General features: G+C 72.8%; 14 protein-coding genes. 13 read left to right on the top strand and 1 reads right to left on the bottom strand.

The features are described from left to right. Nucleotides 1–115 precede the first annotated feature (115 nt). The 5 genes from MUY14_RS15250 to MUY14_RS15230 all read left to right on the top strand — a co-directional run bounded on the left by MUY14_RS15250 (nt 116) and on the right by MUY14_RS15230 (nt 4,712). Nucleotides 116–712 (top strand): DUF6801 domain-containing protein, encoded by a 597-nt coding sequence (locus tag MUY14_RS15250; RefSeq protein ID WP_247023665.1) that lies wholly within the window; start codon nt 116–118, stop codon nt 710–712. A 200-nt stretch (nt 713–912) separates the two neighbouring features. Continuing rightward, entirely contained in the window at nt 913–1,500 is a 588-nt protein-coding gene (locus MUY14_RS15245; protein ID WP_247023664.1) for a papain-like cysteine protease family protein, read from the top strand. Further along, on the top strand, nt 1,497–2,264 hold the full coding sequence (locus MUY14_RS15240; protein ID WP_247023663.1) for a hypothetical protein: 768 nt from the start codon (nt 1,497–1,499) through the stop codon (nt 2,262–2,264). The genes MUY14_RS15245 and MUY14_RS15240 overlap by 4 nt, the downstream gene beginning before the upstream one ends. Before the next feature lie 118 nt (nt 2,265–2,382). Continuing rightward, on the top strand, nt 2,383–3,411 hold the full coding sequence (locus tag MUY14_RS15235; protein WP_247023662.1) for an Lrp/AsnC family transcriptional regulator: 1,029 nt from the start codon (nt 2,383–2,385) through the stop codon (nt 3,409–3,411). 47 nt (nt 3,412–3,458) lie between these two features. Continuing rightward, the gene (locus MUY14_RS15230) at nt 3,459–4,712 is read left to right on the top strand and encodes an FAD-binding protein (protein ID WP_247023661.1); all 1,254 of its coding nucleotides are present in this window, start codon (nt 3,459–3,461) and stop codon (nt 4,710–4,712) included. 26 nt (nt 4,713–4,738) lie between these two features. Here MUY14_RS15230 and MUY14_RS15225 read toward each other — a convergent pair whose 3' ends face one another. Further along, complete coding sequence (locus MUY14_RS15225) at nt 4,739–5,734, bottom strand: LacI family DNA-binding transcriptional regulator (protein WP_247023660.1); 996 nt, start codon at nt 5,732–5,734, stop codon at nt 4,739–4,741. A gap of 262 nt (nt 5,735–5,996) precedes the next feature. On the opposite strand from MUY14_RS15225, the gene MUY14_RS15220 reads away from it, so the two are divergent. The 8 genes from MUY14_RS15220 to MUY14_RS15185 all read left to right on the top strand — a co-directional run bounded on the left by MUY14_RS15220 (nt 5,997) and on the right by MUY14_RS15185 (nt 14,501). After that, the gene (locus tag MUY14_RS15220; protein WP_247023659.1) at nt 5,997–7,175 is read left to right on the top strand and encodes a Gfo/Idh/MocA family protein; all 1,179 of its coding nucleotides are present in this window, start codon (nt 5,997–5,999) and stop codon (nt 7,173–7,175) included. A gap of 225 nt (nt 7,176–7,400) precedes the next feature. Further along, nucleotides 7,401–8,684, top strand: coding sequence for an ABC transporter substrate-binding protein (locus MUY14_RS15215; protein WP_247023658.1), 1,284 nt, complete (start codon nt 7,401–7,403; stop codon nt 8,682–8,684). 3 nt (nt 8,685–8,687) lie between these two features. Further along, nucleotides 8,688–9,665, top strand: coding sequence for a carbohydrate ABC transporter permease (locus MUY14_RS15210; protein WP_247023657.1), 978 nt, complete (start codon nt 8,688–8,690; stop codon nt 9,663–9,665). Further along, nucleotides 9,662–10,507, top strand: coding sequence for a carbohydrate ABC transporter permease (locus MUY14_RS15205; RefSeq protein ID WP_247023656.1), 846 nt, complete (start codon nt 9,662–9,664; stop codon nt 10,505–10,507). Before MUY14_RS15210 ends, MUY14_RS15205 begins: the two co-directional genes overlap by 4 nt. 2 nt (nt 10,508–10,509) lie before the next feature. Continuing rightward, on the top strand, nt 10,510–11,157 hold the full coding sequence (locus MUY14_RS15200; protein WP_247023655.1) for a YesL family protein: 648 nt from the start codon (nt 10,510–10,512) through the stop codon (nt 11,155–11,157). Continuing rightward, on the top strand, nt 11,157–12,302 hold the full coding sequence (locus MUY14_RS15195) for a Gfo/Idh/MocA family protein (RefSeq protein WP_396126805.1): 1,146 nt from the start codon (nt 11,157–11,159) through the stop codon (nt 12,300–12,302). The genes MUY14_RS15200 and MUY14_RS15195 overlap by 1 nt, the downstream gene beginning before the upstream one ends. Beyond that, complete coding sequence (locus MUY14_RS15190) at nt 12,289–13,578, top strand: Gfo/Idh/MocA family protein (protein WP_247023653.1); 1,290 nt, start codon at nt 12,289–12,291, stop codon at nt 13,576–13,578. The genes MUY14_RS15195 and MUY14_RS15190 overlap by 14 nt, the downstream gene beginning before the upstream one ends. Continuing rightward, nucleotides 13,575–14,501 (top strand): PmoA family protein, encoded by a 927-nt coding sequence (locus tag MUY14_RS15185; protein ID WP_247023652.1) that lies wholly within the window; start codon nt 13,575–13,577, stop codon nt 14,499–14,501. Before MUY14_RS15190 ends, MUY14_RS15185 begins: the two co-directional genes overlap by 4 nt. Nucleotide 14,502 lies beyond the last annotated feature (1 nt).

Below are 14,502 nucleotides of genomic sequence, written 5' to 3'. Positions count from 1 at the left end.
AGTCCACGCGCCCAAACAGGCGTGACAAATTCCCCGGCAACGGAAAAGGAGAATGGCCGGTTGGGTAGTTTCCACCTACGATCCGAAAGTCCGTTCGACGATGAAAGGATCCGATATGACGGAAACCCTCGTTCGGAAAACCGGCCGCCGATTCCTCGGAATGGGGATGGCCGCGTTGCTGGCGGGCGCGGTCGCCGTGGTGGCCGCCGGGCCGGCCGCGGCGGCCGAGAAAACGCTCACCTACAAGGGCGGGTTCCCGCTGATCGGGGACCAGCAGGTCTCGGTGGTGGTCAAGGCCGACATCCCGGCGACCGCCACCGCGGGCACGCCCGTTTCGGTGCCGTTCAGCCTCGACGTCGACGCCGGCCAGGCCGCCGGTGACGGCCTGCGGCTCGTCGGCGCCACGAAGGTCTCCGGCGCCATCAAGTCGAAGGTGAACGTCGCCATCGCCGGCCAGTCGGTGGCGATCCCGATCGAGCTCCCGATCCCCGAAACGCCCGTGCCCGCCGAAGGCTCCCTGAAGTTCACCGCGCAGGGTCAGGTCGACTTCACCGTCCCGGCCGGTACCCCGGCCGGCGAAGCCACCAGCAGCGTCGACGCGGCGGCGGCCACCCACGTCGTCACCGACAGCAGCCTCGGCGAGTTCGACGTCGACCTGACGCTCGACCCGCCGGACCAGGACGCCACCCTGGGCACCACGACCGTCAGCTGACGCGGGCGCCCGGCCACCCCCGCCGGAATCCGTCCGGCGGGGGTGAGCCGATGCCGGAATCCGGCACCCGGGAAATGCCGGGATCCACCCGAAACCGTTCCTTCCCAACGGGTTCCTCCCTTAGTAGGTATCGGGTGCACGGGCCGGGCGCGGAGTATTCCGTGCCACCAGATCGCTCTCCCCGGCTGGAGGTCCCCTCCGTGAAAACCATTCCAGGAGTCCTACGTGGACTCGCGGTCCTTTCGGCCGCGACGGCCGCGGCCGTCGCGCTGCAGGCGCCGGCCACCGCGGCCGCCGCGCGCACCGACCTCGGCATCTCCATGCAGGCCCAGCAGAAGGACCAGTGGTGCTGGGACGCCAGCGGCAACACCATCGCCGCCTACTGGGGCAGTTCCCTGACCCAGACCCGGTTCTGCCAGATCGCGCACAACGAATCCGGCAGCGACTGCGCCAACAACCAAGGTTACCTGTCCGACCAGCAGCGGGTGTTCCGCTACCTCGGCTTCTCCAGCGCCGGCACGTACAACTCGAACGGGCAGGTCCTGTCGTTCACCGGCATCAAGAACCAGATCGACGCCGGGCAGCCGATCGGCACCCGCATCGGCTGGCGTTCCGGCGGCGGCCACATGCACGTGCTCTACGGCTACGACAATTCCGGCGGCGCCACCCGCGTCGAATACGGCGACCCGTGGCCGAACAACAGCCGCTACAACTCGATGAACTACGACACCTACCGTTCGAACACCCAGTTCCAGTGGACCCACACCGTGTACGGAATCGAGGGATGAGCGTGCTGCGGAAAGCGATGGGCGCGGCCGTGCTGGCCGGCGCCGCGATGCTCGCCACGACCGGGGCCGCGAGTGCGGCGGACGGCCCCACCGGCACCCCGACCGCCGCGGACACCGCCGCGATCGGGCAGCTGACCGGGAGCCAGGCCACGCTCGGCCGGCTGGCCTCGACGAAGTTCCCCGGGGCCCGCGCGGCGGCCGCGGTGAACGCCGCGAAAGCCGACCCGCGCACCCAGGTCGCGGTGTACGAGCCGACGGCGGCGTTCGTCGAAGGCAAGTCGGACGTCCCCGCCGAGCTCGCCTACGTCGCGGTCCCGGCGCGGACCGGCGACGGTGCGGAAGCGACGGTCTGGGCCGAGCGGCAGGGCCCGGCCTGGACCGTCGTGAACGTCGCGTCCGGCGACTACGAGCAGCGGTACGCCCAGGCCGCAGCCGGCGGCTACCTTCTGCACGAGCCGCAGGTCAACGCCTGGTACGCGGTGCACGGCGACGCCGTGACGGTCCTCGACGGCTCGGTCACCGGCCTGGCCGCGGGCACGAAGCTCGCGCTGACGGACTACCGGGCGGCGCTGCACCGGCGGTACGCGGACAAGCTGCCGGGTTCGGCCTACGACCGCGACGGCGCGGGCGGCGGCTACGGCGGCCGCGAACGAGCGGTCCCGGCCACGGACTCCGACGACGTGCCGGTGCTCCCGTTCGCGCTCGGCGGTGTCCTCCTGCTGGCGGCCGGCGCGGTCGTGGCCCCGCGGCTGCGACGCCGGTAGGACGGCCCGCAACCGTCATGAACGAGTCGTTCACCACGCCGGACGCGGTGAACGACTCGTTCATGACGTCCGGACCGGCGGCCCTTGGCAGGTGATCATGATCGGGGCACAATGCGCCATGCCCGTTCCTTCGGCCCCGCCGGAACCGGCGCGGCCGAGTGGTTCGGACCTCGCGCTGGTGGAGGCGCTGCAGCGCGACCCGCGGGCGCCGTGGACCCGGATCGCCGCCGCCGTGGGCACCGACGCCACGACGGCGGCCCGCCGCTGGGACCGGCTGCAGGCGGCCGGCCTCGCCTGGCTGACCGCGTACGTCACCGCCCCGACCACGACGGTCGGCTACGTCGACGTCGCCTGCCGCCCGGACGCGCTGAGCGCGCTCACCCAGGAGCTCTGCGGCTGGCCGGCGGTGTTCAGCGTCGAGCGCACGACCAGCCGCTTCGGGCTGTTCCTGTCCTTGGCCGCGCGTGACCTCGACGCGCTGGACGCGCTGGTCACCGGCCGCATCGGCGCGCTGCCCGGCGTCGTGGAGGTGCGGTTCGCCGTCGCCACCCGCGTCTACCGCGAAGGCAGCGGGTGGCTGGTCAACGCGCTGGCCCCGGAGCAGCGGGCGGTGCTGGACGACACCGCGGAGCAGGCCCGGCTGGTCGTCCCGCAGCAGTGGAACGATCGCGACCTGCGCGCGCTCGTGGAGTCCCTCGGCGAGGACGGGCGGCGCAGCTACGCCGAGCTGGCCCGCGACTGCCGGATGAGCGAGTCGGCGGTCCGGCGCGCGCTGGCGCGGATGGTGCGCAACCACGAACTCGACTTCCGCTGCGACCTCGCGCACGTCCCGGCGGGCTGGCCGGTGATCGCGGGCTACCGCCTCGACATCCCCGCGGCGGACCTCGACCGGGCCGGCACGGCGATCGCGCACCTCCCGGAAACCCGTCTCTCGGCGGCGGTCGTGGGGGAGGGCAACCTGGTCGTGTCGGCCTGGCTGCGCGAACCGGCCGGCTGCACGGCCTACGAGTCGGCGCTCGCCACCGCGGCGCCCGGCTCGCGCGTGGTCGACCGCGCGATCACGCTGCGGATGCCGAAGCGGATGGGCCGCCTGCTGAGCCCGCACGGCCTCGGCGGCACCCACCAGGCGATCATCCCCGCCCGCTGAGCGTAGGGTCGGAGACGGGATTTCCGGCGCGGTGGAAGGACGTACGGGTGGGCGAATCGAACTGGGCGGGCAACCACACCTACGCCGCGTCCGCCGTCCACACGCCGCGCACGGTCGACGAGGTTCGCGAAGCCGTGGCCGGCGCGAGCCGCGTGAAGGCCCTCGGCAGCCGCCACTGCTTCAACGACATCGCGGACTCCCCGGGCGGCACCCTGCTGGACCTGAGCGCGCTCGACGCCGGCGTCGAGATCGGCGAGGGCACGGTGACCGTCGGCGGGTCCGCGCGCTACGGCGACTTCGCCGAACAGCTGCACGCCGCCGGGTTCGCGCTGCCGAACCTCGCGTCGCTCCCGCACATCACGGTGGCCGGCAGCGTCGCGACCGGCACCCACGGCTCCGGGCGCCGCCAGCCGGGGCTCGCCTCGGCCGTCTCGGCGATCGAGCTGGTCACCGCCGACGGCGGCCTGCGGACGTTCACCCGTGCCGACGCCGAGTTCCCCGGCCTGGTCGTCGGGCTCGGCGCGACCGGGATCGTCACCCGGCTGACGCTCGACGTCGTGCCCGCGTTCGACGTCCGCCAGGACGTCTTCGACCACCTGCCGTGGGAAGCGGCGGACCGGCACTTCGACGAGGTCGAAGACGCCGGCTACAGCGTCAGCCTGTTCACGAACTGGGCGAACGACACGATCGACCTGGCGTGGGTCAAGAGCCGCGCGGACGCCTTCACCGAGCGGCGCGAGCTGTTCGGCGCGGTCCCCGCCGACGGGCCGCGGCACCCGGCGCACGCCGCCGGGATCACGGCGGGCAACTGCACGCCGCAGCAAGGGGTTCCGGGCCCCTGGCACGAGCGGCTGCCGCACTTCGCGCTCGCGTTCACCCCGAGCGTCGGGGACGAGCTGCAGTCGGAGTACTTCGTGCCGTACGAGCACGCGACGGCGGCGATCGCGGCGGTCCGCGAGCTCGCCGGCCGGATCGCGCCGCTGCTGCTGGTGTCCGAGATCCGCGCGATCGCGGGCGACGAGCTGTGGCTCAGCCCGTGCCACGGCGGCGATCGCGTCGCGCTGCACTTCACCTGGCAGCCGCGCCAGCCCGAGGTCGAGGCACTCCTGCCGGTCATCGAGGAGCGCCTGGCGCCCTTCGGCGCGCGGCCGCACTGGGGCAAGCTCTTCCACGCCGTCCGGGGCGACTACCCGAGGCTGGCCGGCTTCCGGGACCTCGCGGCGAGCCTCGACCCCGGCGGCAAATTCCGGAACCCGTACCTCGACCGCCACGTCTTCGGCCCGGCCGACAAGCGGTCGTGAGGGGAACAGGGGCAGAAGACTGTTTCTCACTCACGACCGGCCGAGGCCGGGGGAGCCGTCGTCGCGCGCACGATGAGGTAGGTGTCGAGCACCTGCGCCGTGCGCTCGTCGGCCTCGCCCTCGAGCAGGCCCAGCAGGATCGTCACCGCCGCGCGGCCCGCCGCTTCGGTCGGCATCGCGATCGTCGTCAGCGGCGGCGCGGAGATGGCCGCGAAGACCAGGTCGTCGAAGCCGACCAGGCTGATCTCGTCCGGCACCGGCACGCCGCGGGCGTTGAGCCGCGCGAGCGCGCCGAACGCGACGAGGTCGTTGTAGGCGACGATCGCCGTCACGTCCGCGGCCAGCGCCAGGTCCGCGCCCTGCAGCCCGCCCTCGAACACCGGCGGGAACGGGCCGAACTCGACCACGTCGGTGCCGTGCCGCTCGGCCGCCTCCGTCAGGCCCTGGCGCCGGGCGCGGTTCGCCCACGACGCCCGCGGCCCGCCCAGGTAGGCGCACCGGCGGTGCCCCAGCGCGGCCAGGTGCTGGATCGCCTGCCGCATCCCGTCGGCGGCGTCCATCACGATCGACGGGATCCCTTCCACCTCCCGGTTGAGCAGCACCAGCGTGGTCTGCTCGGCGAGCGCGCGCAGCTGGTCGTCGGTCATGCTCGGGCTGCACAGCACGACGCCGTCGACCTGCTTCGCCATCCGGCGGACGAGGTTCTGCTCGGTCGCCGGGTCCTCGTCGCTGTTGGCGAAGAGCACGGCGATGTCGTCCTGGCGCGCGCGGGCCTGGACGCCGTTGAGCACGCCGGTGAAGAACGGGTTGCCCAGGTCCGAGACCACGATGCCGATGTGCCCGGTGCGGGCGGCGGGCACCGGCTGGGGCGCGCCCGCGGCGTGGTAGCCCAGTTCGGTCGCCGCGGCCAGCACCCGGGTCCGGGTCTGCCGGCGGACCAGATCCGGAGACGTGAACGCCCGCGACACCGTCGAGATCGACACGTTGGCGCGGCGGGCGACGTCGTGAATCGTGACGGTCACGGCAACTCCTCGGGCTCCTGCACCATGATGAAAACGCCCGGCAGTGTTGTCAACAAATGCTGCAAACCCATCTACCGTTTCCAGTAAGCGCTATCTCGAATCGCTCGCCGCCGTTCGGAGTACCTTTGTTTCGATGAATTCGACGGACATTGACACCCTTGTCGGGAACGCCTTACCGTGGCGACCTGAAGTTTCTCCCGAACGCCTGACCCATTTCGTCACCTTCCGCGCGGCCCGGCCGGGCCCCGCCGATCGGAGACCCATGTCGGGGAGCCGGAGCCGCACCGCCGCGGACCCGCCGAGGCTGGCCGTCGTCGGCACGTCCGGCTACGCGTTCAGCTACCTGCACCGCGCGCGCATCCTGCACGACGAGGGCCTGGTGCGGTTCGCGGGCATGGCCGACATCCGGGTGCCCTCGGCCGCCGCGGTCGCGCTGCTGCCCGAGGGCGCCACCGCGCACCTCGGCGTCGACGACCTGCTCCGCCGCTGCCGCCCCGACATCACCGTGGTCGCGACCCCGCCGCACGCGCACGTGCAGGCCGGCGGCGCGGTGCTGCGGGCGGGCGGCGACCTGCTCCTGGAAACCCCGCCGGTGCTCGACCTCGCCGGGTTCACCACGCTGACCCGGCTGGCCGCTGAGTCCGGCGCGGCCTGTCAGACCGGGTTCCAGAGCTTCGGCTCCCCGGCCCTGCCCGTCCTCCGCGCGGCGATCGCCGCCGGCCGGCTCGGGGCGATCGCGGGCGTCGGCGCGGCCGGGGCGTGGATCCGCACCGACGCCTACTACCGCCGCAACCCGTGGGCGGGCCGCCGGTGGCTCGACGGCGAGGCCGTCGTCGACGGCGCGCTGACCAACCCCTTTTCCCACGCGGTGGCCACCGCACTGCTCGTCGGCGGGGTCGCCGCCCTCGACCCGGCGGAGATCGCGCTCGAGCTGTACGGCACGCGCGACATCGAAGCCGACGACACCGCGTGCCTGCGCATCCGGTTCGACGGCGGGCCCGAGATCGTCGTCGCCGCGTCGCTGTGCGCGGAGCAGGACCACGAGCCCTACGTCGTCGTGCACGGCACGAAGGGGCGCGCGAAGTTCTGGTACAAGAGCCACCGGCTGGAGGTCGACGACGAGCGCGTCCACCTCGGGGAGCCGGCCGACCTGCTGCGCAACCTGGTCGCCCACCACCGGGACCCGGCCGGGGTGCCGCTGCTCGCGCCGCTGGCGCGGACCCGGGCGTTCGCCTCGGTGGTCGAAGCGGTCCGGGACGCGCCGTCACCGGCGCGGATCCCGGCGGGCTGGATCCGCACCGCGGGCGAAGGCGCGAGCCGGCACCCGGTGGTGCGGGGGATCGGCGAAGAGGTCGCCGTGGCCGCGGACCGGCTGGCGCTGTTCTCGGAAATCGGTGTCCCGTGGGCGAGCGCCGCGGGGACCGCCCAACGCACCGGATAACCCGCGCCGGTGCCCATCGCGCTGGCGGCCCGGACCTTCACCCGGTTGCTGTAAGCGCTTTCTCAGTGTGCCCGCCAATCGTTAGAACCGTTGCTGCACAAGGGTTGTGGTTGCGAATCGACCGTTGACACCGGTGTCGCGCACTGCCTACCGTGAGCGCGCTGACAGCGTTTTCAGAAAAGTGCTGACCGGCTGAGGACGGAGAATTCGATGGTGCGGACAACGGTGCGTAGGACCGGGCGCGGGGTCGCCGCGCTGGCCGTGGTGGTTCCCCTGCTGCTGACCGGGGTGGCCGCGTGCGGCTCGGGCTCCGGGACCGGCGACGGGGACGTGACCATCACCTTCGTCTGGTGGGGCAGCGACGGGCGCGCGAACCTGACGAAGAAGGCCGTGGAGCTGTTCCAGCAGAAGAACCCGAAGATCAAGGTGCAGACGTCGTTCTCGGCGTACGCGGCCTACTGGGAGAAGCTGGCGACGCAGACGGCCGGTGGCAAGCCGCCGGACGTGCTCAACGTCGACACCCGCTACCTGGCCGAGTACGGCGGCCGGGGCGTGCTGGCCGACCTGAACCAGGGCGCGGGCAAGGCGGTTTCGCTCGCCGATGTCAACCCGGAGCTGGCCGCGACCGGGGTGTACCAGGGCAAGCGGTACGCCGTGCCGTGGGCGCAGAACACCCCGGCGATGATCTACGACCCGGCCGCGTTCACCGCGGCGGGCGCGGACCCGGCCGAGGGCCTGACCTGGCAGCAGTACGCCGACGCGACGCGGAAGGTGAGCGCCGCGAGCGGGTTCTCCGCACGGGGGACCACCGACTTCGGCATCCTCGACACGACGCTGGAGATCTGGCTGCGCCAGCAGGGCAAGCAGTTCTACACCCCGGCGGGCAAGCTCGGCTTCGCCGCCGACGACCTGCGCCGCTACTGGCAGCTCGCGAGCGGGTTCCGCGACGCCAAGGGCGCCTCGCCCGCGGACGTCACGGCGTCGTACAACACCTCCCCCGAGCAGGCGCCGCTCGGCAAGAAGCTGACCAGCTCGGAGTTCGCCTACGACAACCTGCTGCCCGCGTACCAGAAGGCGAACGGCAAGCCGCTGAAAGTCGCGCCGTACCCGAGCGACAAGGCCGGCGACACCGGGCAGTACCGGCGGCCGTCGATGTTCCTGGCCGTCTCGGCCCGCAGCGCGCAGCAGGAGGCGGCCGCGAAGCTCGTCGACTTCCTGGTGAACGACGCCGAGGTGGGCAAGATCGTCGGCACCGACCGTGGGCTGGCCCCGAACCTCAAGGTCCGCGCGCAGCTGGCGGGGTCGGCGACCGGCAACGACAAGACCCTCTACGACTTCGAAGCCGCGCTCGAACCGAAGCTCGGGGCCGCGCCGCCCGTGCCGCCGAAGGGTGCCGGCGCGATCCAGAAGCTCCTCCAGCGCACGTACGAAGAGGTCGCGTTCGGGCGGATGAGCATCGACGACGCCGTGAACCGGTTCATGACCGAAGCCGAGAAGGGATTGTCCTAACCGATGACGACCGTGCGCACCCCGGACCCGCCGCTCGCCCCGGCGACCGTGCGCCCCCGGCGCCGGGACCGGCCGGGCCGCCGTCGCAAGAGCCAGCCGGAGGCCTTCGCGTTCCTGACGCCGTGGCTGCTGGGCGCGGTGGCGCTCACCGTCGGCCCGATGGTCGTCTCGCTGTACCTGTCGTTCACCGACTACGACATGTTCACCGCACCGGACTGGGTCGGCTTCGGCAACTTCACGCACATGTTCACCGACGATGACCGCTACCTGCAGTCGGTGAAGGTCACGCTGATCTACGTCCTGGTCTCGGTGCCGCTGAAGCTGACGGTGTCGCTGCTGGTGGCGATGCTGCTCAACACCCGCCGCGGGGCCAACGGCTTCTACCGGGCCGCGTTCTACGCACCGTCGCTGCTCGGCGCGAGCGTCGCGGCGGCGCTCGTGTGGCGGGCGCTGTTCATGGGCGGCGGCCCGGTGAACGAGGCGCTGGCGTTCTTCGGCTGGCACACGCCGAGCTGGGTCGACGACCCCCAGTTCAGCCTGGCGTCGATCGTGCTGCTCGGGGTGTGGCAGTTCGGCGCGCCGATGGTGATCTTCCTGGCCGGGCTCAAGCAGATCCCGGCGGAGCTGCACGAGGCGGCGGCGATCGACGGCGCGGGCGCGCTCCGCCGCTTCCGGCACATCACGCTGCCGATGCTGTCGCCGGTGATCTTCTTCAACCTGGTGATGGAGGCCATCCACGCGTTCCAGGCGTTCACCCCGGCGTTCGTCATCGGCGGCGGCCGCGGCGGCCCGGCCGACGCGGACCTGTTCTACACCCTTTACCTGTTCGAGGTCGGCTTCCAGGACTTCCGGATGGGTTACGCGTCGGCGATGGCGTGGGTGCTGCTGGTGGTGATCGCGATCGTCACGGCGATCGTGTTCCGCACCGCGAAGCTGTGGGTGTTCTACGACGACGCGGAAGGCATGGGGGAGCGCCGATGACCACGCTGCCCCGCCCGGCCCGCTCGTTCGGCCGGCACGTGCTGTGCCTGGTGATCGTGGCCGTGGTGCTGTACCCGCTGGTGTGGCTGGCGTTCGCGTCGGTCAAGCCGCCGGACGAGATCCTCTCGAGGCTGGCGCTGCTGCCGACCCGCTTCGTCTTCGACGGCTACACGAAGGGCTGGGAGGGTGCGGCGGACGTCGGGTTCGGCCGCTTCTTCCTGAACTCCTTCCTGGTGGCCGGGTTGTCGGTGGTGGCCAACGTGCTTTCGTGCTCCCTGGCGGCGTACGCCTTCGCCCGGTTGAACTTCCGGTTCCGCGGCGCGCTGTTCGCGTTCATGATCACGACGTTGATGCTGCCCTACCACGTGACGCTGATCCCGCAGTACGTGATCTTCCAGCAGGCCGGCCTGGTCAACACGTTCGTCCCGCTGATCCTGCCGAAGCTGCTGGCGACCGAGGCGTTCTTCGTGTTCCTGATCGTGCAGTTCATGCGCGGCATCCCGCGGGAGCTCGACGAAGCCGCGATCATCGACGGCTGTTCGGTGTACCGGACGTTCTGGCACGTGGTGCTGCCGCTGTCGAAACCGGCGCTGGTGACGACGTCGATCTTCACGTTCATCTGGACGTGGAACGACTTCTTCACGCAGATGGTGTACCTGAACGACACGGAGAAGTTCACGGTTCCGCTGGGGCTGCGGCTGTTCGTGGACACCAGCAGCCAGTCCGACTTCGGCGCGATGTTCGCGATGTCCGCGCTCGCGCTGGTCCCCATCGTGCTCTTCTTCCTCGCCTTCCAGCGCCTGCTGGTGGAGGGCGTGAGCACGAGTGGCCTGAAGGGGTGAGGATGCGCGAAGCGACTTGGCGGGCGGGACTGGGGGAGTTCTCGGACTGCCTCCTGGCGGGGGTGCTGGTGGCACTGGCGTCCGTGCCGGTGGTGACGGCGGCCCCGGCCCTGGTGGCGGGCTGCCGCGCGATCGAGCGGTCCGGGCGCGGCGTGGGTGGTCCACTGTGGACGACGTTCTGGGCCGACTTCCGCGCGGCCGCCCGCGGCGGGGTGGTGTTCGGCGGGCTCGCGGTGCTGGCGGCCGTGCTGTTCGCGGTGGACCTGGAGGTGGCGGGCTCGCTGCCGGGAGGGCGCGTGCTCCGGCCGGTACTGGGGGTGCTGGCCGGCGCGGCGCTGGTGATCGCGGTGCGGACCTGTGAGGTGGTGGCCACCGGCGACTCGGTAGCGGTCTCGCCGGCGATGGCCGGTGCCCCGGCGCCGGGAGAGGCGGACGCGAATGGCCCGGCCGCGGCTCGGCGCGAGTCCGCGTCCTGGCTCCGCGCCGGCCTCGCCGCCGCGCGGGAAACCCTGGCCGCTCCCGGCAGCGCCGCGCTCCTCGCCGGGGCGATCCTCCTCTGCGCGGTCCTCGTCTGGATGCTCCCCATCCTCGCGTTCGTCGTCCCCGGGCCGCTGTGCCTCGCCGCCGTCGCGACCGGCAGGCGATCGTGATGCCCGCCGTCGTCGTCTTCGGGACCGCCGGGCACGCCCTCACCCACCTGCGCCGGGCCCGCGCGCTCCACGACCGCGGCGAGATCGTCCTCGCCGGGGCCTGCGACGTCCGGGAACCGCCCGACGAAGCCCGCGCGCTGCTCCCGGACCACGCGAAGCTGACCACCGATCCCGGGGACCTCGTCGCGGGGGCGGACATCGCCGTCGTGGCCACGCCGCCGCACACCCACCTCGCCCTCGCCCGGCGTGCGCTCGCGGCCGGCTGTCACCTGCTGGTCGAGAAGCCGCCGGTGCTCGACCTCGCGGGCTTCGGCGAGCTCGAGCGGCTCACGCGTGACCGCGGCCTCGCCTGCCAGACCGGGTTCCAGAGCTTCGGCTCGGCCGCCGTCCCGCTGATCCGCGCGGCGATCGGGCGCGGTGAGATCGGGACGGTCACCGGGATCGCCGCCGCCGGGGCGTGGATCCGGCGGGACCGGTACTTCGGGCGGGCCGAGTGGGCGGGAAGGCGGCGCGTCGGCGGGCAGCCGGTCGTGGACGGCTCCCTGACCAACCCCTTCGCGCACGCCGTGGCGACCGCTCTGCTGCTCAACGGCACCGCCGGACTGCTCCCGGACCACCTCGGCGTCGAGCTGTACCGGGCCCGCGCCATCGAATCCGACGACACCGCCTGCGCGCGGCTCGCCTTCGCCGGCGCGCCGGACGTCGTCGTCGCGGCCACGCTCGCCGCCGAGGCCGATCACCAGCCCTACGTCCTCGTGCACGGCACCGAAGGGCGGATCCGCTGGGACTACAAGACCGACGTCGTCGAGATCCGCGGCACCCCGGTGCCGGTGGAGCCGCCCGAAGACCTCCTGGTCAACCTCGTCGAGCACCTGCGCGACGGCGTTGCCCTGCGGGCGCCCTTGGCCGCGACCCGCGCCTTCACCGCGCTGGTCGAGGCGGTCCGCGACGCACCCGAACCGCGGCCGCTGCCGGCCGAGTGGGTCCGGAGCGCCGGCACCGGCCCCGACCGGCACTACGTCGTCCCGGGCGTCGACGCCGCGGTCGACGCCGCCGCCGGGCGGCTCGCCCTCTTCTCCGAACTCGCTCTGCCCTGGACCGGCGCCGGGACCCGCGCCGGGAAGAGAGGTGATGGTGGTGCGTAGGTACGCGATCGTCGGACTGGGCTCGCGGGCCGGGCTGTTCGCCGGCGCGCTGGCCGGGTCGCCGCGGGCGGAACTCGCCGCCTTCTGCGACACCAACGAGACCCGCATGCGCGTCCACAACGGCTGGCTGGGCACGGCGGTGCCCGGCTACCGGCCCGGCGACTTCACCGCGATGCTCGCGAAGGAGCGCATCGACGTCGTCGTGGTGTGCACGCCGGACCACACGCACGCGGACTACGTCGTCGCCGCGCTCGAGGCAGGCTGCGACGTCGTCACCGAAAAGCCGATGACCACCGACGTCGACGGCGCCCGCCGGATCCTCGATGCCCGGCGCGAAACGGGGCGTTCGGTGCGCGTCACCTTCAACTACCGCTACAACCCGGTGCACCGCCGGGTCCGGGAACTCCTGGCGGCGGGCGCGATCGGGGAGATCGGCTCGGTCGAGTTCAGCTGGCTGCTCGACACCGCGCACGGCGCCGACTACTTCCGCCGCTGGCACCGCGACAAGGCGAACTCCGGCGGCCTGCTCGTGCACAAGTCCGGGCACCACTTCGACCTCGTCAACTGGTGGCTCGGCCGCGGGCCCGAGACGGTCTTCGCACTGGGCCGGCTGTTCTTCTACGGCGAGGAAAACGGGCAGCGGCACGGACAGCGGACGGACTACGCGCGGGGCACCGGGACCACCGGCGACCCGTTCGCGCTCGACCTCGACCGCTCGCCCCGGCTGCGTGCCCTCTACCGCGACGCCGAGGCCGAGGACGGCTACCTCCGCGACCGCACGGTCTTCGCGCCCGGCATCTCGATCGAGGACGACCTGTCGGTGCTCGTCCGCCACCAGGGCGGCGCGGTGCTGAACTACCACCTCCACGCGTATTCACCCCGCGAGGGCTACCGGGTCGCCTTCTCCGGCAGCGGAGGACGGTTGGAGCTCGACGTCCGCGAGAACGAGCACGCCGTGGGCGCGGCCAAGTCCGTCGCGGACCTCCCGCCCGGCGTGGTGCCCGAACCCGGCCGCGCCCGGCTGACGCTGCAACGGCTCTGGGCGCCGCCCGAAGTCGTGCTCGACCAGGTCCTCGGCGACGGGCACGGTGGCGGGGACGAGCGGATGCTCGCCGAGCTGCTCGGGGACGCCGAGCCAGACGGGCTCGGCTGCGCGGCCGGCCACGACGCCGGGCTGGCGGCGCTGCTCACCGGGCTGGCCGCGAACCGGTCACTGGCGACCGGCCGGCCGGTCGCCGTCGCGGAGCTGTTAGCCGAAATCGGGGACCCGGCGTGAGCCGGGCGGCGGTCGGGGACGGGACGCTCGCGCCGGCCGAAGCCGGCGACGGCCGGGTGCGGGTCCGCCTCGGCGAGCTCGACCTGGCCGAGTACGTGGTCGCGCCGCCGACGCCGGCGGGGGACTCGCCGAAGCCGTACCTGCACCCGCTGCGCACCACCGCGGGCGAGGTCGTGACCGCGGTCCGGCCGCACGACCACACCTGGCACAACGGCCTCCAGTTCACGATGGCCCACCTCTCGGGCGAGAACTTCTGGGGCGGGCGCACCTACGTGCGCGGCCGCGGGTACACCCCGCTCGACAACAACGGCACCGTCGGTCACGTCCGCTGGGAGAGCCGGGTGTCCGCGCCCGGGCACTGCGAACTGCGGCACGAGCTGGCCTGGCGGACCGCGGCCGGGCGGCGCTGGCTCACCGAGCACCGCACGCTGCGCTTCGGGGACGTCGACGTCGACGGCGGGCACTGGACGCTCACCTGGACCAGCCGGCTGCGCAACACCAGCGGCCGCGAACTGCGCTGGGGCAGTCCGGTCACCGAGGGGCGGGACACCGCGGGCTACGGCGGCCTGTTCTGGCGCGGGCCGCGCTCGTTCGTCGGCGGCGAAGTCCGGACCCCGGACGGCCGGAGCGCGGCCGGCGCGATGGGGCACCGGGCGCCGTGGCTCGCCTTCACCGGACGGCACGACGTCAGCCTGCGGACCTCGACGCTGCTGTTCGCCGACAGCCCGGCGAACCCCGCGTACCCGACGGCCTGGTACGTCCGGGCCGAGCCGTTCCCGGTGGTCAGCTTCGCCGCCACCTACCACCGGCCGTGGCTGTTCGAACCCGGCGGCGAACTGACGCTGACCCACCACCTCGTCGTCGTCGACGGCGATCCGGACCCCGCCCGGCTGTCCGAGCTCGCGGCCCGGGCGGCCGAGTGAA

This window comes from Amycolatopsis sp. FBCC-B4732 (assembly GCF_023008405.1).
Classification (GTDB): domain Bacteria; phylum Actinomycetota; class Actinomycetes; order Mycobacteriales; family Pseudonocardiaceae; genus Amycolatopsis; species Amycolatopsis pretoriensis_A.
Note: the sequence above shows the minus strand (reverse complement) of the source record. Positions and strands in the feature narration are given on the sequence as shown.

Bases quoted from the DNA above. Each gene is read 5' to 3' on its own strand.
- MUY14_RS15250 (WP_247023665.1), top strand. From the start codon at position 116: ATGACGGAAACCCTCGTTCGGAAAACCGGCCGCCGATTCCTCGGAATG.
- MUY14_RS15240 (WP_247023663.1), top strand. From the start codon at position 1,497: ATGAGCGTGCTGCGGAAAGCGATGGGCGCGGCCGTGCTGGCCGGCGCC.
- MUY14_RS15235 (WP_247023662.1), top strand. From the start codon at position 2,383: ATGCCCGTTCCTTCGGCCCCGCCGGAACCGGCGCGGCCGAGTGGTTCG.
- MUY14_RS15220 (WP_247023659.1), top strand. From the start codon at position 5,997: ATGTCGGGGAGCCGGAGCCGCACCGCCGCGGACCCGCCGAGGCTGGCC.
- MUY14_RS15210 (WP_247023657.1), top strand. From the start codon at position 8,688: ATGACGACCGTGCGCACCCCGGACCCGCCGCTCGCCCCGGCGACCGTG.
- MUY14_RS15205 (WP_247023656.1), top strand. From the start codon at position 9,662: ATGACCACGCTGCCCCGCCCGGCCCGCTCGTTCGGCCGGCACGTGCTG.
- MUY14_RS15200 (WP_247023655.1), top strand. From the start codon at position 10,510: ATGCGCGAAGCGACTTGGCGGGCGGGACTGGGGGAGTTCTCGGACTGC.
- MUY14_RS15195 (WP_396126805.1), top strand. From the start codon at position 11,157: ATGCCCGCCGTCGTCGTCTTCGGGACCGCCGGGCACGCCCTCACCCAC.
- MUY14_RS15190 (WP_247023653.1), top strand. From the start codon at position 12,289: ATGGTGGTGCGTAGGTACGCGATCGTCGGACTGGGCTCGCGGGCCGGG.